Annotated in this window: 17 protein-coding genes and 1 pseudogene; 10 read left to right on the top strand and 8 right to left on the bottom strand. The window is 73.7% G+C overall.

Annotated elements, in window-relative coordinates:
* Positions 1-16: 16 nt before the first annotated feature.
* Positions 17-562, bottom strand: coding sequence for a pyridoxamine 5'-phosphate oxidase family protein (locus IO24_RS0119735; RefSeq protein ID WP_031137441.1), 546 nt, complete (start codon positions 560-562; stop codon positions 17-19).
* Between the two features lie 356 nt (positions 563-918).
* On the opposite strand from IO24_RS0119735, the gene IO24_RS0119730 reads away from it, so the two are divergent.
* Complete coding sequence (locus tag IO24_RS0119730; RefSeq protein WP_031137439.1) at positions 919-1875, top strand: nucleoside hydrolase; 957 nt, start codon at positions 919-921, stop codon at positions 1873-1875.
* A 187-nt stretch (positions 1876-2062) separates the two neighbouring features.
* Here IO24_RS0119730 and IO24_RS0119725 read toward each other — a convergent pair whose 3' ends face one another.
* Positions 2063-2998, bottom strand: coding sequence for an LAETG motif-containing sortase-dependent surface protein (locus IO24_RS0119725; RefSeq protein WP_031137437.1), 936 nt, complete (start codon positions 2996-2998; stop codon positions 2063-2065).
* 316 nt (positions 2999-3314) lie between these two features.
* Here IO24_RS0119725 and IO24_RS0119720 point away from each other — a divergent pair, with 316 nt between their 5' ends.
* Positions 3315-4976, top strand: a complete 1662-nt coding sequence (locus IO24_RS0119720; protein WP_031137436.1) for a glycoside hydrolase family 13 protein — start codon at positions 3315-3317, stop codon at positions 4974-4976.
* A gap of 205 nt (positions 4977-5181) precedes the next feature.
* Here the strand turns inward: IO24_RS0119720 and IO24_RS0119715 are convergent, their stop codons facing one another.
* Positions 5182-5670, bottom strand: a complete 489-nt coding sequence (locus IO24_RS0119715; RefSeq protein ID WP_031137435.1) for a hypothetical protein — start codon at positions 5668-5670, stop codon at positions 5182-5184.
* Between the two features lie 33 nt (positions 5671-5703).
* Positions 5704-6078 carry a DUF6479 family protein gene (locus IO24_RS0119710; RefSeq protein WP_031137434.1) on the bottom strand — a complete coding sequence of 125 codons (375 nt, stop codon included), beginning with the start codon at positions 6076-6078 and terminating at the stop codon, positions 5704-5706.
* Between the two features lie 125 nt (positions 6079-6203).
* Here IO24_RS0119710 and IO24_RS0119705 point away from each other — a divergent pair, with 125 nt between their 5' ends.
* A complete protein-coding gene (locus IO24_RS0119705; RefSeq protein WP_031137432.1) occupies positions 6204-7055 on the top strand; it encodes a hypothetical protein in 852 nt (283 codons plus the stop codon).
* 195 nt (positions 7056-7250) lie between these two features.
* A complete protein-coding gene (locus tag IO24_RS0119700; RefSeq protein ID WP_031137429.1) occupies positions 7251-7664 on the top strand; it encodes a DUF5994 family protein in 414 nt (137 codons plus the stop codon).
* Here the strand turns inward: IO24_RS0119700 and IO24_RS43140 are convergent.
* Positions 7633-7856, bottom strand: a pseudogene (locus IO24_RS43140) (DUF1304 family protein); the annotation flags it as partial. The gene IO24_RS0119700 and the pseudogene IO24_RS43140 sit on opposite strands and share 32 nt — an antisense overlap.
* A gap of 397 nt (positions 7857-8253) precedes the next feature.
* On the opposite strand from IO24_RS43140, the gene IO24_RS42135 reads away from it, so the two are divergent.
* A complete protein-coding gene (locus tag IO24_RS42135; protein ID WP_051905953.1) occupies positions 8254-10182 on the top strand; it encodes a glycine-rich domain-containing protein in 1929 nt (642 codons plus the stop codon).
* A 179-nt stretch (positions 10183-10361) separates the two neighbouring features.
* The gene (locus IO24_RS0119690; RefSeq protein WP_031137426.1) at positions 10362-10937 is read left to right on the top strand and encodes a tellurite resistance TerB family protein; all 576 of its coding nucleotides are present in this window, start codon (positions 10362-10364) and stop codon (positions 10935-10937) included.
* Between the two features lie 18 nt (positions 10938-10955).
* Here the strand turns inward: IO24_RS0119690 and IO24_RS0119685 are convergent, their stop codons facing one another.
* Positions 10956-11828: a serine hydrolase gene (locus tag IO24_RS0119685; protein ID WP_031137425.1), complete on the bottom strand. Its 873-nt coding sequence runs from the start codon at positions 11826-11828 to the stop codon at positions 10956-10958.
* Positions 11825-12778, bottom strand: a complete 954-nt coding sequence (locus tag IO24_RS0119680) for a LysR family transcriptional regulator (RefSeq protein WP_234335185.1) — start codon at positions 12776-12778, stop codon at positions 11825-11827. The genes IO24_RS0119685 and IO24_RS0119680 overlap by 4 nt, the downstream gene beginning before the upstream one ends.
* A gap of 114 nt (positions 12779-12892) precedes the next feature.
* Between IO24_RS0119680 and IO24_RS0119675 the strand changes: the two genes are divergently transcribed.
* From IO24_RS0119675 to IO24_RS0119660, 4 genes are all read left to right on the top strand, one after another.
* Entirely contained in the window at positions 12893-14536 is a 1644-nt protein-coding gene (locus IO24_RS0119675) for a penicillin-binding transpeptidase domain-containing protein (RefSeq protein ID WP_031137422.1), read from the top strand.
* Between the two features lie 106 nt (positions 14537-14642).
* Positions 14643-15614 carry a class A beta-lactamase gene (gene bla / locus IO24_RS0119670; protein ID WP_045296007.1) on the top strand — a complete coding sequence of 324 codons (972 nt, stop codon included), beginning with the start codon at positions 14643-14645 and terminating at the stop codon, positions 15612-15614.
* Complete coding sequence (locus IO24_RS0119665; protein ID WP_031137419.1) at positions 15611-15973, top strand: DUF952 domain-containing protein; 363 nt, start codon at positions 15611-15613, stop codon at positions 15971-15973. The genes bla and IO24_RS0119665 overlap by 4 nt, the downstream gene beginning before the upstream one ends.
* Before the next feature lie 4 nt (positions 15974-15977).
* Complete coding sequence (locus IO24_RS0119660) at positions 15978-16652, top strand: DUF4328 domain-containing protein (RefSeq protein WP_031137418.1); 675 nt, start codon at positions 15978-15980, stop codon at positions 16650-16652.
* Here the strand turns inward: IO24_RS0119660 and IO24_RS0119655 are convergent.
* Positions 16649-17494 (bottom strand): putative RNA methyltransferase, encoded by an 846-nt coding sequence (locus IO24_RS0119655; protein ID WP_031137416.1) that lies wholly within the window; start codon positions 17492-17494, stop codon positions 16649-16651. The two genes, IO24_RS0119660 and IO24_RS0119655, sit on opposite strands and share 4 nt — an antisense overlap.
* Between the last annotated feature and the right edge of the window lie 55 nt (positions 17495-17549).

Raw genomic sequence — 17549 nt, 5'->3', positions numbered from 1 at the left:
GCAGGCCGGGACGGGGTCAGAACGTCCACCGCGTGTGGCTGTAGACCCCGTTGTCCCGGCCGAAGCCGTACGCCGTGCCCGGGGCCACCGCGAGCACCACCGCGTCGCCACTGCGGAACTCGTCCCCGAGGCCGTGGAACGTGCCCTCGGGGGAGGTGATGTGCGGCCCGTACTTCGTCTCGAACGCCGTGATCACCTCCTCCAGCCGCGCACGGTCGCCGACCGGCTCGGCGGTGCCCTCGACCACGAGGTCGAACCCGTCGGTGAGGGAGTTCGTCCCGGTGGTCAGCGCGCAGTGCGCGACGTGCGCGAGGTTCTTCGCCTTCTGCTCCCCGCGGCCGGTGGAGAAGTACAGCACCCCGTCGTGCCAGGCGGCGATGCAGGGCGTGACGTGCAGCCGGCCGTCGGGCCGCACCGTGGACACCCAGAAGATCTCGGCGGCCTCCAACCGCCGTTGCGCCTCGGCCCATTCGGTGGCCGTCACCTCCGGGGCGCCCGGGCGGGGGTTGAGCGCCGAGCTGTAGCGGGCGTCGAGCTCGGTGGTCGGTCGCTGTGCGGGCATGGCGGTACTCCTTCGTCGTCTCCTGCCCGTAACGACCGGCCACCGGGGCCGGAATCATCGCCGCGTCCGTTCGTGTGGCGGGCGGCGCCGGTCAGTGGGCCGTCCAGGGCCGGATTGTCGGGGTTGAGCACGGCATAGACGTGCTGGATCCGGTCGCCCGCGACGTCGAACGCCGGCACCGACACGGTGACGCCGTCCTTCCGGGCCGCCTTCCGGGGCCGGACGGCCGCTGGAGTCCGACGTCACGGCGATACGCCGGTCCTGACGCGGGCAGGAGCCCGGAGCGGGCCGCAGCCCAGGCCGTAAGGTCGCTGCTGCGGAGCTTTTCCGCCGCCCCACTGGAAGGAGTCCTCGCCGTGACGGACGGTCAGCGCATCCCGGTGATCATCGACTGTGACACCGGCGTCGACGACGCCCTCGCCCTGCTGTTCGCCGTACGGCACCCGGCGCTCGACGTGCGGGCCATCACCTGCGTGGCCGGGAACACGGACGTGGACGGCGTCGTCCGCAACACTCTGACCGTGCTGGAGGTGGCCGGCGCCGGTGACATCCCCGTCGCCCGGGGTGCCGAGCGTCCGCTGATCGAGCCCGTACGGACGGCCCGGCATGTGCACGGGCAGGACGGGATGGCCGACCTGAGGCTGCCCGCGCCGACCCGCGTGCCGGTCGACGTGGACGCGGTGACGCTGCTGCGCCGCGAGATCCTCGCCTCGCCGAGGCCGGTCACGCTGATTCCCATGGCGCCGTTGACGAACATCGCGCTGCTGCTGCGGACGCACCCCGAGGTGACCCGCAACATCGAGCGGATCGTGTTCATGGGCGGCGCGGTGGCGACCGGGAACGCCACACCGGTCGCGGAGTTCAACGTGTGGCACGACCCGGAGGCGGCCGCGGTGCTGCTCACCGCGGGGGTGCCGATCACGATGTACGGACTGGACGTGTTCAAGAAGGTCCTGGTGCCCGCGGGGGAGGTGCAGCGGCTGCGGGCGAGCGCGGAGCCGAGCCTGCGGATGGCCGGTGAGCTGCTCGCCCACCGGGACCCGGCCACGTCCGGCGATCCCACGCCGATGGGCGGCCTCGGTGACGCGGGTGCGGTCTGCGCGGTCGTCGACCCGAAGGGCCTGACCACCGAGCGCCTGCCGGTCGAGGTCGTCCTGGCGCCGGGGCCCGCGCGCGGCCAGACGATCGTCGACCGCCGGCCGGTCCCCGGCGAGTCCGAGATCCACGAGGGCATGCGCGAACAGCCCTTGGTGGAGGTGGCGTTGGACGTGGACGTGGAGCGGTACGTGAACCTGTACCTGCAGACGGTGTAGCGGCCCCGTCCGAAGCCCCCGGCCCGACGGAGTCCTGGTGGGACACCGTCAGGGCGGGGGCGTGCGCAGCCCGGCGCTACGGGGTGCCGCCTCTTCGGGACGGGTGCCGCCCCAGCGGCGCGACTGCCGCGGCTACCGGGCCACGCGGCACGCCGGGCCGCGGCCCGGCGTGGGCCGGTTGCGGTGCTTACGCGTTGCGCTTGGCCGCGCGACGGCGGGTCGCGACGACGAGGGCCGCGCCGCCCGCCAGCAGGGCGGCCGCGCCGATGGCGATCGGGCCCGTGCTGCTGTTGGCGCCCGTCTCGGCGAGGTCGCCGCCACCGCCGTTCGGCTCGGGCGCGACGGGCGTCGACTCGGAGGCGCTCGGGGTGGGCGTGTCCGTGTCGGAGGACGGCGGCGTCGAGGGCTCGGCCGGCTCGGACGGGGACGCCGGGGGCGTGGTCTCCTCGGCCGGCTCGGTCGGGGTCGCGGGCGGCGTGGAGGCGGGCGGCTCCTCCTCCGCCGGCGGCGGGGTCGTGCAGTTCTTCGTGCCGCCGTTCCAGGCCGCGATCAGCTTGTCCTTGATGACCGGGCGGTCCGGGCCCTTGGGCAGCTCGCCGTGCTCGAAGCCGTCCTTCGCGTCGAGCTCGCCGTCGAACTTGACCGCGCCCCGGTAAAGGTCGATCTGCCCGAAGCAGCCCTGGTCCGGGATGGCGATGTCGAGCGAGTCGGTGCCGCCCGGCTTGACCGTCACCGTGTCGAAGTCGACGAACACCTGCTCGCCGGAGGTCGCGAACGTCGCGCCGTGGGCGAGGTAGGAGGCCAGGGAGGCCGTGCAGGTGGCCGCGTCACCGGCGGTGCGGACCTTGATGTGGACCTTGCCGTCCTGGGTCGGCTTCAGGTTCTGGTCGTCGACCTTGACCGAGTCGTAGAAGTTCGTGCCGTCGAGCGAGAACTGGCAGCGATCGGTCCCGGTCTCCGTGCCCGCACCCGTGCCGGGCTTGTAGCTGCCGCCGGACGACCAGCCGTCGCCGCCGGGCGTACCGGTGGCGAACGCGGTGGTGGCGGAGGCGGCGCAGAGGGCGAGGGCCGCGGCGCCCGTCCCCAGCAGGCGGCGCGCGGTGACACGTCTCGCTATGGACATGCGTATCCCATTTCTTGGCGTGTGCAGAGCCCGGGTGACGGCATGCGGGCAGCGCGCGGCGCACGGCTGCCGGGGCCGCACCGGGGGGTGAGTGGTCTGAGAAACACTGGGCCCATTGGTCACATGCGCCTCAGTGAGCCCCATCGTGGCGGCGCCGCAGCACGCTGTCAACCTGCGGTGATGCAAAGGAAGTTGCGCCACTATCACACTTTCATCACAGCAGGAATGGATCACTCCGATCAGCGCGATGGTTCCTTTTCCCGGCATTCTGGACAGATTCAATGCTGTCGCCCGTATGCCCTGCGAAGGAGACCGCGTGACCGATCGCTCGACCCTCGACCTGTCGTCCCGGGACCCCGACTGGTGGCGCCAGGCCGTCGTCTACCAGATCTACCCCCGCAGCTTCGCCGACGCCGACGGCGACGGACTCGGCGATCTGCGCGGCATCACCCGCCGCCTCACCCACCTCGCCGCCCTGGGCGTGGACGCCCTGTGGCTGAGCCCCTTCTACCCGTCCGAGCTTGCCGACGGCGGCTACGACGTCGCCGACCCCCGGGGCGTCGACCCGCGCCTGGGCACCCTCGACGACTTCGACGCCCTGGTCGCCGAGGCCCACCGCCTCGGCCTGAAGGTCATCGTCGACATCGTGCCCAACCACTCCTCACACCGGCACGCGTGGTTCCAGGAGGCCCTGTACGCGGGGCCCGGCTCGGCGGCCCGCGACCGGTACGTCTTCCGCGACGGCCGCGGCGAACACGGCGAACTCCCGCCCACCGACTGGCAGTCCGTCTTCGGCGGCAGCGCCTGGAAGCGGGTGCCCGACGGCCAGTGGTACCTGCACCTGTTCGCCCCCGAGCAGCCCGACCTCAACTGGGACAACCAGGAGGTCCGCGCCGACTACCGCACCACCCTGCGCTTCTGGTCCGACCGCGGGGTCGACGGCTTCCGCATCGACGTCGCCCACGCCCTCGTCAAGGACCTGAGCGAACCCCTGCGCGACCTCGGCCGGCCCGAGCTGAGCCGCGAGGAGGCACTCACCGCGATGCCGCCCGGCACGCACCCCTTCTACGACCGCGACGACGTGCACGAGATCTACCGCGACTGGCGCAAGATCCTCGACGCCTACCGCCCGCCCCGCATGGCCGTCGCCGAAGCCTGGGTGCCCGGCGCCCGGCGTGCGCTGTACGCCCGCCCGGACGAGCTCGGCCAGGCCTTCAACTTCGAGTACCTCCAGGCCGGCTGGGACGCGGAGGAACTGCGGCAGGTCATCACCGACTCGCTCGCCACCGCCCGGGCGGCGGGCGCCTCGGCCACCTGGGTGCTGTCCAACCACGACGTGATCCGCCACGCCTCCCGCCTCACGCTGCCGCCGGACACCGACCTCAACGCCTGGCTTCTCTCCGGCGGCCACGCCCCGGCCGTCGACGAGGCGGCCGGGCTGCGCCGGGCCCGGGCGGCCACCCTGCTGATGCTGGCGCTGCCCGGCTCGGCGTACCTCTACCAAGGCGAGGAGCTCGGCCTGCCCGAGGTCGCCGACCTGCCCACCGAGGTGCTCCAGGACCCGATCTGGGAGCAGACGGGTCACGTCCGCAAGGGCCGCGACGGCTGTCGGGTGCCGCTGCCCTGGACGACGGCCGGACCGTCGTACGGCTTCGGGCCCGGCGGTGCCTGGCTGCCGCAGCCGCCCGGCTTCGCCGTGTACGCCGTCGACGCCCAGGACGGAGTCGAGGGCTCCACCCTGGAGCTGTACCGCACGGCCCTGCGACTGCGCCGCAAACTCCTCGACGGAGAGGAACTGACCTGGGCGGCGGACGCCCCGGACGGCGTGCTCCGGTTCGACCGCTGCGAGGGCTGGCGCTGCGTCGCCAACCTGTCCGGCGCGGCGGTCGACCTGCCGGCCGGTGAGGTCCTGCTGAGCAGCGCGCCCCTGGAGGACGGCAGGCTCGGGCCGGACACGACGGTGTGGCTCGGACGCTGAGCGCTCCGCGGGGAGTGCCGTGGCGTGCCTGGCGTGCCGTGGCGTGCCGTGTCAGGCCGTGTCAGGCCGTGTTCGGTCTGCGGCGCCGTCGTGGCTGGTCGCGCAGTTCCCCGCGCCCCTGAGGGGCGTGGCTGGTCGCGCAGGTCCCCGCGCCCCCCGGGGGCGCGGGGCACTCGCGTGGTGCGGTAGTGCAGGACGACGAGGGTCAGTAGCGGACCGCCCGGGCCACCTCGGTCCGGACCTGACCGGACAGGTCGTGGGTGCTGCGGGCGGTGGCCGTGGCGGACTGGCCGGCCTGCACGTGGTCCACCGTGACGATGACCGTGTCGACCAGCTGTCCCCCGGCGTCCCGGAAGTCGACCTGGACGGCGAAGGACCGGGCCGAGTCGTCCGTGTTGCGGGCGGTGAGCTCCGTGCGGACCCGGCCGTCGGACCCGGAGACGGGCGGGCCGGCCGTCACGTCGTCCTTGGCATCGGCACCGTCCTGGATGTCGTCGAGCCGCTGCTTGGCCTCGGCCGAGGCGGACTCCACCGCTTCGCCGGCCGCCGAGGCGATCGACCCCACCGCGGACTCCGCCTTGCTCGCGGCGTCCGCGGGGCTGTCGTCACCGCCACAGCCCGCGAGCGCGGCGGACAGGGCCAGCGCCAGGGCCGCCCCTCCCGTCGCCCAGCGCGTCCGGTGGCGGGCAGCCATGTCGCCTCCCTGGGGTTCTCCGGCTCTCGGGCCTTACGTGCGTCCGAGTCCGCCGCCGCCGAAGGATCCACTGGATCCGGGCGACCAGCGGCGCGGTTTCTGGTCCTTCCCGGTCCTGGTGCTCGCACGGTGGAGCTCATGGGGCATGAGCCGCTGACCGTCGCGCGACACGACCGGCACGTCGTCGGGCTCCCGCATCTCCCGCATCTCGCGGACCGGACCGGTGTCCGGCATGTGCGGCTGCTCCTCCGGAGCGGGGTGATGGGTGTCCTTGTCCATGACCCGCATCCCGACCCGCACGGCCCAGATCAGCCCGACGGCCACGATCAGCCCGCCGACGAAGGCGATGGTCACGGCGACCGCGTGATCTGACGACGCCGCCAGTTCTGCATACGTTGCCGTATTCATGCCCCAAGTATCACCGACAAAATGCGATAAAGCGCCCGGAATGCCCCTTGCCGCACACCGGGCAACCTCGGCCGCGCCGGTGACGACCTCACGGTGACACTCTCCCCCCACACGAGGAGATCACCATGCGCAGACACCTCGCGCGGCTCGTCACCGTGCTCGCCGTCCTGGCGGCGGCGTTCGCCACGCCCGGCATGGCGTCCGGCAGGGCGCAGGCCGCCGACGAGTGGAACCCGCCCGCACACCTCGTCCAGCCCCTGAACGAGGTGTGGAACCACGTCGAGTCGACCTACGGCAACCTGTACGGCTTCCGCAACTACGGCTGGGACCAGGTCATGGCCAACCGCGGAAGCGTCAACTACTGCGTGCGCTGGGAGTCCGACGCCCCCGTCAGCGCCGCCCTCCGTGACCGGATCCACGGGGCGCTGAAGAAGCAGTTCGGCAAGTGGATGTCCGCGATGGTGGTGAACGGCAAGGGGCACAACGCCTGGCCGTACACCACCGTCCCCGTCAACATCGTCGGCTGGGCGGTGAAGAACCGCTCCACCCTCCAGTGGACCGACAACTCCGTCGACATCTACGCGGGCGTCCTCGACAGCGGCGGCTCCCCGCAGTGCGCCCCGGACTGCGGGCGCTTCTTCCACCAGGACGGCGACTATTCCAGGTGCCCGGGCGGCGCCGCCCGCCACTACGACCAGTCGCTGTGGCTGACCAAGGGCTTCCAGGGCGGCGCGGGCGGTGACTGGGGCCAGCGCATGGGCCAGGAGTACTTCACCGGCGCCCTCGGCCAGGAGAACATCCACATCTACCTGCACGAGGTCGGCCACACCTTCGGCCTCGACGACTTCTACGACTGGTCGCCGACCGGCCAGTGCTGCTTCCTGATGAAGGCGGGCAGCGCCGCGCAGATCACCGAGTTCGACACGTGGATGCTGCGCGACTTCTGGCGCCACCTGAAGAGCCGCTACGGCTTGTGACCGACCGGGGCGGTACGGGCGGCCCCGGCCCCCGTGCCGCCCCGCGGGGTACGGTGGAGGAACCGGGGGTATGCCGCAACCGGTGGCCGAACCGGTCTCGCCCTCGGCGCTCCACGCACTCCAGGACCTTCCCCGCCGGGCCCGCGGCTTCGCCACCTCCTGGCCACGCACCCCCACCGCAGCAGGAGCCCCTCGATGACCTCCGCCTCTTCGCCCCCGCCGTCCGTCCCCGCGCCGTCCGAGGCCCGGCTGCGCATCGCGGACCAGCCCCGCCAAGGCCGCACGGCCCGCAAGATCGACGGGGCGTGGTGGCCCCGCTCGTACGACCTGGCCGCCGAACTGCCCGGGCTGCTCGGCGGACTGCCGGGCGGCTGGGGCCGGATCAGCAGCGTCCTGGTCAACGGGGACAGCTGGCCGGCCTGCCCGGAGCGGATGGTCGTCGCGGGCCAGGCGGTGCACGTGGGGCGCACGGACTCGCCGACCGCCCCGCACACCGTCTGCCTGCTGGTCCCCGGCCGGGGCCGCTGGGACCTGCTGGTGGTGCCGCCCGACACCGACGAGGCGGAGGCCGGCCGGATCATGGAGCGGGCCGTGACGCAGGGCGTCTGACTCGGCGCGCGAGCAGCACCAGGGCCAGGGCCAGGGCGGCCGGCGCGGGACGGTCCGGACGAAGAGGATCTTACGGGCGGCGGTCGCGGCCCCGCGGAGCCCCGCGACCGCCACGCACACCAGGAAGAACACCGAGACCTGGAAGCCCACCGGGCCGGACGCCACCGCGCCCCACACCAGGCCGGCCGCGAGGGCCGGCACCGTGAGGGTGGCGAGGGCGGCAGGCGCTCATCATCACAGGCCCGCCCGGCCCGGCCCCCGTCCCCGTTCGGGCCCGCCCGGGAGGCGGACCGGTCCGGCGGGTGGCAGATTGCGGCCAGAGGAAGGCCGGGCCCGGCCGTCGCGTCCCCGCGTGTGCCGCTCGGGAGCCGGGCCCGGCCTTCCCGCATGCGCCACGAGCCGGACGTGAGAAGCCTTGCGGGGTGACGGCGTGCCGAAGGACCCCCATGCGCCCAGGTCCGGAATCAACCATTCTCGGTTGACCGACAGCCTCAGGTTTGATCAGCTGTCCCACTAGTCGTGTTCGATTCTGATCGAGCAGTTCATGGCTCCCGGGGGGGAGCTTGTGACAAGTTGGGGAGTTTCCTTGATGCATCACGCTTCCGCCGTGCTGCGCCGCGCCGCATTCCGGCGCGGCGCCGCGGCCCTGACCTTCGTGGCGCTGACCGCCGGCACCGCCCTGACGGGCGCCCCTGCCGCGACGGCCGCCGGCAGCACGGCGCTCGCCGGGAAGGCCTGCACACCGACGGAGGGCTTCTCCGGCTGCCGCCTGTTCCTTCCCTCGGAGGGGAAGCAGGGGTTCGAGGTGCCGTCCGGGGTGACGAGCCTGGACGTACGGGCCTGGGGAGAGGGCGGCGCCGGCAACTCCATGACGAGCGGCGGTGCGGGCGGCTTCGTCGCCGGCACCCTGAAGGTCAGCCCTGGCGAGGCGCTGAGCCTCGCCGTCGCGGGACTGAACGCCGGTGACGCCCCCGGCGGCAAGGGCGGCAACACCGGCGCCGAGCGCGGTGGCAACAGCAGCGGCATCCGCACGAGCACCGGCTCGGCGCTGGTCATCGCCGGCGGCGGTGGCGGCGGTGGCGGCGACATGGCCCACGGCCAGGCGGGCGCCGCCGGCGGCGAGTCGGGCCAGGACGCCTCCGAGGCGGGCCGCGGCGGCAAGGGTGCCACCGGCGCGAAGGGCGGCGCGGGCACCGGCAACGGCGCCGCGGGTGCCGACCACGCCAAGGGCGGTGCCGGTGGCACCGGCGGCGCGGGCCGCTACGCCGGTGGCGGCGGCGGTGCCGGCTACGCGGGCGGTGGCGGCGGCACTGGCGCCGAGACCGGCTCGTCCACCGGCAACGACCCCACCACCGGCAGCGGCGGCGGCGGCTCCAGCTACGCCGAACCGGCCCGGGTGGACGACGCCCGGTTCGTCGTCGGCAGCGGCTACAAGGCGCCGGAGAAGACCGACCCGTTCTGGGCCGACTCCGACAACCCGATCGACTCCGGTGTGGCCGAGGGCGGCGTCAATGCGCCCGGCGGCCCCGGCCGGATCGTCCTGCAGTGGCGGGGCCTCCCGGTCGACCGGCTGGCCCAGGTCTCCGGCACCGACGTGACGACCCAGCCGGGCCACGACGTCAAACCGCTGGCCGTGGTGGCCCGGGGCAAGGACGGCAAGCCGGTCGCGGACGCCTCGGTCACGTACACGATCGAGGACCCGGACGGTCTGAAGCCGCTCTTCTACCTCACCGGCGGGCCGGACGACGACGAGACCGTGGTGGCGACCGACGCCCAGGGCCGTGCGCAGAGCCCGTGGATCAACCTGAGCGGCGGCAAGGAGGGCTCGTTCACCGTCCGGGCCGAGACACTGGGCGCGTCGACGGCCTTCACCGTGCGGGTCAAGGAGTCCCCGTACGTCGTGAGCGCCGCCGCCGGCGACAAGCAGAAGACCGAGCAGGGGCAGGACTTCGCCGACGCGCTGCTCGCCCGGGTGGTCAAGTCGGGCAAGACCGCGCCGGCCGGCACCGAGGTCGAGTTCCGCGTCGAGGACACGGCCGAGGACGCTCCCCGCTTCGAGGGCGAGGACCGGGTCGTCCGCGTGAAGACCGACGACTCCGGCGAGGCGACGGCCCCGGCCCTGACCGCCGGTGAGGGCACGGGCACGTACACCGTCGCCGCGTCGGTCGGTGACGCCATGACCCAGTTCGCGGTCGAGGTCGTCCCCGGTGACGGCTCGGAGGAGCCCGGCCCCGGCGACGAGTCCGGCTCCCCGTCCCCGAGCCCCACGACCGACCCCAGCCCCACCGCGGAGCCGAGCCCGTCGGCCACCGGCACCGGCACCGCCGGCACGACCGGCGGCGACGGCACCTCGACCACGGGCGGCACGTCGACCGACCTCGACGGCGGCAGCCTCGCCTCCACCGGCGCGGGCGGCATGGGCCTCGTCCTCGCGGCGGCCGCGGCCCTGGCCGCAGTGGGCTTCGCCGCGTTCCGCTTCGCCCCGCGCCTGAAGCTCCGCTCACGCGACAACGCCTGAAGCTCCGCTCACGCGACAACGCCTGACACCCCGTCACGGAGACTGCCCGCACCCGGCTTCCGGGGGCGGGCGGTCTCCGTTTCGTTTTGCGGAACCTTTGCCCGGGGGTCGGGCGTTGGGTGGGTGTGCGCGCGTGAGCGAGTGCGCAGGTGATGCCGACTAGTACCGAGGTGACGTCAATGGCAGTGTGGGACCGGCTCAAGGACCAGGCCAAGGCTCTCCAGCAGGGTCAGGGCGGGCGGGGTGCGGCGACCGGTGGGCACAGCGGCGCCACGGCCGGTGGGCACAGCGGCGGGACGAGGTCCGGTGGTGGCGGCAAGGCCCAGCTGGTCGGTCTGCTGAAGACGCAGCTCGGGTCGCTGAAGAACGAGTTGAAGAGCGGTGCGTACCGGGACGCGAGCATGGCGATGTGCGCCCTGGTCGCGGCGGCCGACGGGCAGGTGGACCCGGCCGAGCGCCAGCAGGTCGAGTCGATGATCCTCAGCAACGACGTGCTGCAGAACTTCCCGCCGGAGCAACTGCGCACGCGTTTCAACAAGCACGTGGACCAGCTGATCGCCAACTTCCAGCTCGGCAAGGCGGAGGCGATGCAGGAGATCGCCAAGGCCGCCAAGAAGCCCACCGAGGCGAGGGCCGTGATCCAGACGGGCATGGTCATCGCCGGTGCGGACGGCCACTTCTCCCAGGCCGAGGCGACGGTCCTGCGCGAGGCCTGCGCGTCTTTGGGGGTGTCTCCCGCCGAGTTCCAGCTCTGACCAGCGGGGCTCTGCTGCTCAGGGAGCGCGCAGGGCGTCCACGGCCAGCCGGGCCGCCGTGCCGATGACGGCGTCGGCGGCGGGCAGGAGCGCGGAGGTGCGGGCCGTGCGGGTGAAGACGGCGACGGCGTAGCGGCCCCCGTCGGGGTACTCCACGACGCCGACCTCGTTGCGCACCGTCGGCAGGCTGCCCGTCTTCCCCGCGACGTGGACGTCGTCGAAGGGGAAGCCGGAGGCCAGCCGGTGCGGCCACACCTGCAGGCCGAGGATGCGGCGGATGGCCGCGCCGTGCTCGGGTGTGCACGCCTCGTCGCGCCAGACGGCGGCGAGCAGCCGGGTCATGTCGCGCGGGGTGCTGCGGTTGCTGCGGGCCGGGTCGAGCGCGCGCAGCCGGGTGACGACGAGCGGGTCGGCCAGGGACCGGGCGCCGCCCGGCCCGGCGTCCTCCTTGATGGTGGCGAGGAGTTCACCGAAGGTGTGCACGGCCAGGGTGTGCCCGAGGCCGAGCCGGGCCGTGCTGCGGTTGACGGCGTCGAGGCCCACGCGCTCCAGCAGCAGATCGGCGGCCGCGTTGTCGCTGACCGACATCATCAGGTAGGCGAGATCGCGCAGGGACAGCCGGGCGCCGTCGAGCATCGCCGCGAGGCCCGTCGGACCGGTGGTGCGGCTCTGCGGAGGGCACTCGACCTGCTCGGTGAGGTCCAGGATCCCGGCCGCGGCCTGCTCGTGGAGCGTGACGAGCAGACACAGCTTGTGGACGCTGGCGGTGCAGACCGGCTGGTCCGCACCGGCGTCGAGCTGCGCACCGGAGTCGATGTCCAGGGCGTGCAGCCGGCCGGTGACCCCGGCGTCGGCGAAGGCCGCGTGGATACGGGCGAGAGCGTCGGTCACAGCCAGTACTCCGAGGCCGGGCGCAGATGCAGCGGACGAGCGGGCGAATCGGGGCTCGCCCCGGCGGTGTCGCGCAGCGCCCGCGTGGCGGCCTCGGCGAACACGGCGACGGCGGCGTCGCCCCGCCCGCCGGGCCAGGCGACGGAGTGCCGCAGGGCGAGCGGGGCGCCGGTGAGGGGACGCCAGACGACGCCGGAGGCGGGGCCTTGCCGCTGAACCCCCTCCCCATGGGCATGCGTGTCACGCGGACTGAACGCCACCGCCTCCGCCGACAGCACCAGTCCGCGTACGAAGCTGATGCCCTGGGCGTGGCGCACGGCCGGTGGGGTGTAGCCGTTGCGGGCGCAGGTGGTCAGGAGGTCGTCGTAGACGGCCGGGGCGCCGGCGCGGGGGAAGAGGATCAGGTCGTAGCCGGTGAGGGAGGCGAGCGGCACCTCGTCGAGGCCCGCCGCCGCCGCGCCGCCGGGCAGCAGGACGCCCAGCTCGCGCCGCAGCACCGGGCCCAGCTCGAGACCGGAGACGTCACAGGGGTGGTGGATGAGCCCGACGTCCAGGTCGTGCGCGGCGAACCGCTCCAGTTGCTGGGCGGTGGGCAGCTCGTGCAGCTCCAGTTCCAGGCCCGCGGCAGCGGCGCCGGAGAAGTGCGCGAGCAGTGCGGCGACGGTCTCGCCGGACACGTCCGGCGGCAGTGCGGCCCGCAGCAGGCCGGTCTCGCCGTCGCGGATCCGGCGGGCGGTGGCCATGAGCGCCTCCGAGCGGGCGAGCACCTCCCGCGCCTCGGCCAGCAGCAGCGCCCCGGCCTCGGTGATGGTCACCTGCCGGCTCGTCCGTTCGAAGAGGCGGACGCCCAGATGTTTCTCCAGGCGCTGGATGCGCTGTGAGAGCGGAGGCTGGGCCATGCCCAGGCGGGTCGCGGCACGGCCGAAGTGTGACTCTTCTGCAACAGCCACAAAGCACTCCAGGTGCCGCACCAGGTCCACGAGCAGCAATCATATCGGCTGCATATTGATCCGACATCGATACGCGTCTTGGACAGAGTGCCCGGTCGCTGCTGTTCTCGGCGTATGGACTCTCATGCCCACTACTCCGGCCACACCACCGGCGGTCCCGGACCGCGCCGCAAGACCACGCGGGCCGTCATCGCCGGGACGGCGGCGCTGGCCGCCGTCGCGGGTGGGGCGTACGCGGCCGGTCTCGGCCCCTTCGAGCGGGACTCGGGGCCCGACCCCGCGGCCGGGAAGCAGGCCCGCGCGTTCCTCGCCGACTGGGCCGCCGGCCGCATCGAGAGCGCGGCGGGCCGCACGACCAGCCCCGGCACGGCACAGCGGGTACTGGCCAGTTTCACCTCCGGACTCGACATCGACGAGCCCGAGCTCACGGCTGAGCCCGCCGCCGAGAGCGAGGACGGCGCGGTCACCGTCCCGTTCACCGCGCGGATGCCCGTCACCGGCCTGGGCACCTGGACCTACGAGTCGAAGCTGCCGCTGCGCGAGCAGGGCGACGGCACCTGGAAGGTGGACTGGACGCTGACCCTCGTCCACCCGCGCCTGAGCGACACCGAGAAGTTCCGTCTCGAACGGGAGGAGACGAAGCCACCCGAGGTCGCCGACCGGGACGGCGCGAGACTCTCCGGTGATGCGTTCCCCTCGCTCGCACCTCTGATGAGCCGGCTCGGCGGGGGCGGCGGCACGGACTCCGGAGCACGCGGCGCGATCCGCCTGGTGGACCGGGTCACCGGCGAGGTGGAGCGCACGGAGGCGGCCTTCGGCGCGAAGACGACCCGGGCGGACAAGGGCCCCGTCCGCACGACGCTCGACGCCGAGTGGCAGTCCGCCGCCGAGAAGGCCCTCGCCTCCCACGCCGACGGCAGGAACGCCGCGCTGGTCGCTCTGCGCATCGACGACGGTGAGATCCTGGCCGTGGCGAACTCCCCGGCCACCGGCTTCAACCGCGCGCTCTCCGGCACCTACGCCCCCGGCTCCACGTGGAAGATCGTCACCAGCAGTGCCCTGCTCATCGAGGACGCCGTCGCCCCGGACGACGTGGTGGACTGCCCCAAATACCTCACGGTCGGGAAGAAGTTCCAGAACGTGGAGCTCTCCGAGCACCCGGGGGCCACCTTCCGCAAGGACTTCACCGAGTCCTGCAACACGGCGTTCATCAGCCTGCGCGACCGGCTCGGCGACGGGAAGCTGGGGGAGGTCGCCCGCACCTACTTCGGCGTGGGCCAGGAGTGGCACGTCGGGGCGCCCACGTACGACGGGTCGGTGCCCGCGCCCAAGGACGAGACCGAGAAGGCCGCCTCGATGATCGGGCAGGGCCGGGTGCAGGCCAACCCGCTGATCATGGCGTCCGTGACCGCGACGGCCGTGACCGGCACCTTCCACCAGCCCTCGCTCACCGCCGGCAACGAGGACACGACCCGCACCACCCCGCTCCCGCGGAAGGTCGTGACCCAGCTGCGCGCGATGCTGCGCGCCACCGTCACCGACGGCACCGCGAAGATCCTCGCGGATCTGCCCGGCGAGATCGGCGCGAAGACCGGTACCGCCGAGGTCTCCGACGACCAGGACAACAACGGCTGGCTCGTCGCCCACCGCGGCAACGTCGCCGTGGCCTGCGTCGTCGAGGAGGGCGTCACCGGCGGCGGCTCCGCCGGACCGATCGTCCACAGCCTGCTCGCCACGGCCCCGGGCGACTCCGCATGACGGCGGCACCCCGCATGCCCGCGCCGGGAGCGCCCGGGGCCGTGCGTGTGTCCGCCGTGAAGGAGCCCGCCGTATGACCGCCGACCGGACTGCTGGAGCCCGCCGTATGAGCGCTGACCGGATCGGGCCGTCCCGGCGTGCTCTCCTGGCTGCCGCGGCCCTGGTCCCTCTCGGCGCCTGCGGGACGGACGACCGTCCCGCAGGCGGTGTGAGCCGGACTCCCACGCCCACCGGCGCGCCGTCGGGCGGGCCCCCGGTCCGCCGCGCCCGGCTGGCGGACCTCGAGCGTGCGTACGGCGCCCGCGTCGGCGTCTACGCCGTCGCGACCGGCACCGGCGTCACGGTCGTCCACCGGGCGAGCGAACGCTTCGCGTTCTGCTCGACGTTCAAGGCGCTGGCCGCGGCGGCGGTCCTGCACCACCGTTCCCCGGGCGGCCTGGACCGCCGCGTCACCTACACCGAGGCCGACCTGCGCTCCACCGCGCCCGTCACCGGCAAGCACGTGGACACCGGGATGACCCTGCGCGAGCTCTGCGACGCCGCCGTCCGCCACAGCGACGGCACGGCGGGCAACCTCCTGATGCGCGACATCGGCGGCCCCGCCCGGCTCACCGCCTATCTGCGCGGACTCGGCGACACCGTGAGCCGCATGGACCACTACGAGCCCGAACTGCACGACGTACCGCCGGACGACCCCGCCGACACCACCACCCCGCAGGCGATCGCCACCGACTTCCGCCGGCTTCTCCTCGGCACCGCCCTGCCCGCACGCGAACGCCGGCTCCTCATGGACTGGCTCTCGCGCAACGCCACCGACGTCGGCGCCCGCCGCATCCGGGCCGGGCTCCCCGGAAACTGGAAGGTGGCCGACAAGACCGGCACGGGCAACTACGGCCGGGCCAACGACATCGCGATCGTCCACCCGCCCCGCACCGGGCCGCTCGTCCTGGCCGTCATGACCGACCGGCCCGGCTACGACACCGAGCCCTCCGACGCCCTGATCGCCGAGGCGACCCGGCGGACCATCGCCGCCCTGAAGCTCCCGGGACTCCCGTCGCCGTCTATAACGGGGCCATGATCTATCACGTCGTACCGCGCACCGACTGGACCACCGCCACCGGCCAGGCGTACGCGCCCGCCTCCCTCGCCGAGGAGGGCTTCGTGCACTGCTCCCCGGACGAGGCGACCACGCTGGCCGTCGTCAACGCCTTCTACCGGGACGCCCCCCGGCCCCTCTTGGTGCTCGCCCTCGACGAGGCGCGGCTCACCGCCAGGGTGGAGTGGGAGGCGGCGGCCCCCGCCCCGCCGCCCGGGGCCGCCGGCGACACCCTGTTCCCGCACGTGTTCGGCGCCCTCGACCGGGACGCCGTCGACCACGTCCTGGAGGTGCTGTTCGACGAGGAGGGCCGGGCCTCGGAACTCCGTACGACAGGATGATCAAGTGAACGAAGAACAGACCCCCCTCACCGCCCCCGCCGTGCGCCCCGCCCGGGGAGCGGCCCACTGCGCCATCGCGGCCCTCGCCCTCGCCGGGGCCGCCTGGCTGGCCCGGGCGCTCTGGCACGTCCGGCTCGCCGCGGCCGGAGAGCCGGCGTCCGGCCCGCCCGACCAGGGCGACGGCGTGCACCGCCCCCTGAACGCCCTGGAGGACTCCTACCACCTGGTCTCGTCCGTGGGCGGCGGCATCACGGCCGTCTGCGCCCTCGTGTTCCTGTTCTGGCTGGACCGGATGCGGGACAACGCCAAGGCCCTCTCGGGCGCGGAGCCCCGCTACGGCTACCTCTGGCTCTGGCTGGGCTGGATCGTGCCCGTCGTGAACCTGTGGATACCCCGGGGCGTCGTCGCGGACGTCCACCGCTCGGTCTTCCCCGATCGGCGGCTGCCCGCCGTCGTCAACTGGTGGTGGGGCCTGTGGCTGGCCGGTCTGGCCGGCGGCGTGGGGATCGTCTACGCCGACGACACCGACGAGGTCATCGCCCGTGCCTACAGCGAAGTCCTCCCCCTGCTCGTCGCCGACCTGGTGATCGTGGCCGCGGCCGGAGCCGCCGCCGTCATGGTCCACACGCTGACGGCGGCACAGCCGCGGCACACGGACCGGCCGGCCCAGGCCGGTTAGGAAGCGGGCCGGTACACCGACGCGACGAACGAGGCGGTCACCCGCACCGGTGCCGCCAACTTCGCTACCCGGCAGCGCAGTTCCGCCGTGTCGACGTGATGCGCGGCCGGACTCATGGTCACCAGGGCGGCGACCTCCTCGGCCGTGAGGCTCATGGCGTGCTCCAGCGACTCGGTGCGCTCGTGCCGGAAGTGCGCCGCCAGGGTCCGGCGCAGGCGTTCCTCCTTGCCCGGGTCGACGGCCAGCAGCCCTGCGGAGGCGCGCAGTTCGCGCAGATGCCGACCGGTGGGGGTGACGACGAGCAGCGCCCCGTCCGGGCCGAGGACACGGCGGAACTCGGGCCCGTTGCGGGGTGCGAAGACGTTGAGTACGAGGTCGGCGCAGCCGGTGCGTACGGGCCACGGCTGCCACACGTCCCAGGCGGCGGCCTCCGCACGGGCATGCGCGCGGGCCGCCGCGCGCAGGGCGGGCACGGAGCTGTCCAGCCCGAGGCCCAGGGCCCGGGGGAGGGCGTCCAGGACTGCCGCGAGGTAGTGGCCGGTGCCGGCACCGGCGTCCAGGACGGTGGCGTCGGACGGTGCCAGTTCCGAGGCGAGTTCCGCGAGGGTGCGGGCGAGCGGGTCGTAGTGCCCGGCGCCGAGGAACGCGGCACGGCTGCGGACCATGTCGGGGGAGTCGGCGCTCGGGGCGCGCCGGTGGCCCGTCAGCAGGCTGATGTAGCCGTGGCGGGCGATGTCGAAGGTGTGCCGGCTTGCGCAGCGCAGGGCGCCACGGGTGTGTTCGAGGCCGGCTGGGCACAGGGGGCATGTCAGGACGGACGACAGGAGTCGGTCGGACGGCATGGTGCTCCTCGGAGCGCGGCGCTCCGCCGGGAAGCGGGGGGCGTCGCGTGCGGAC

This window comes from Streptomyces flavovariabilis, assembly GCF_000725785.1.
Taxonomy (GTDB): Bacteria; Actinomycetota; Actinomycetes; order Streptomycetales; family Streptomycetaceae; genus Streptomyces; species Streptomyces hawaiiensis.
This window is presented reverse-complemented; position numbering and strand designations above follow the sequence as displayed.

Excerpts from the sequence above, each read along its gene's own strand:
- IO24_RS0119735 (WP_031137441.1), bottom strand. The coding sequence starts at position 562 with ATGCCCGCACAGCGACCGACCACCGAGCTCGACGCCCGCTACAGCTCG.
- IO24_RS0119725 (WP_031137437.1), bottom strand. The coding sequence starts at position 2,998 with ATGTCCATAGCGAGACGTGTCACCGCGCGCCGCCTGCTGGGGACGGGC.
- IO24_RS0119715 (WP_031137435.1), bottom strand. The coding sequence starts at position 5,670 with ATGGCTGCCCGCCACCGGACGCGCTGGGCGACGGGAGGGGCGGCCCTG.
- IO24_RS0119710 (WP_031137434.1), bottom strand. The coding sequence starts at position 6,078 with ATGAATACGGCAACGTATGCAGAACTGGCGGCGTCGTCAGATCACGCG.
- IO24_RS0119705 (WP_031137432.1), top strand. The coding sequence starts at position 6,204 with ATGCGCAGACACCTCGCGCGGCTCGTCACCGTGCTCGCCGTCCTGGCG.
- IO24_RS0119700 (WP_031137429.1), top strand. The coding sequence starts at position 7,251 with ATGACCTCCGCCTCTTCGCCCCCGCCGTCCGTCCCCGCGCCGTCCGAG.
- IO24_RS42135 (WP_051905953.1), top strand. The coding sequence starts at position 8,254 with ATGCATCACGCTTCCGCCGTGCTGCGCCGCGCCGCATTCCGGCGCGGC.
- IO24_RS0119690 (WP_031137426.1), top strand. The coding sequence starts at position 10,362 with ATGGCAGTGTGGGACCGGCTCAAGGACCAGGCCAAGGCTCTCCAGCAG.
- IO24_RS0119675 (WP_031137422.1), top strand. The coding sequence starts at position 12,893 with ATGGACTCTCATGCCCACTACTCCGGCCACACCACCGGCGGTCCCGGA.
- bla (WP_045296007.1), top strand. The coding sequence starts at position 14,643 with ATGAGCGCTGACCGGATCGGGCCGTCCCGGCGTGCTCTCCTGGCTGCC.
- IO24_RS0119665 (WP_031137419.1), top strand. The coding sequence starts at position 15,611 with ATGATCTATCACGTCGTACCGCGCACCGACTGGACCACCGCCACCGGC.
- IO24_RS0119655 (WP_031137416.1), bottom strand. The coding sequence starts at position 17,494 with ATGCCGTCCGACCGACTCCTGTCGTCCGTCCTGACATGCCCCCTGTGC.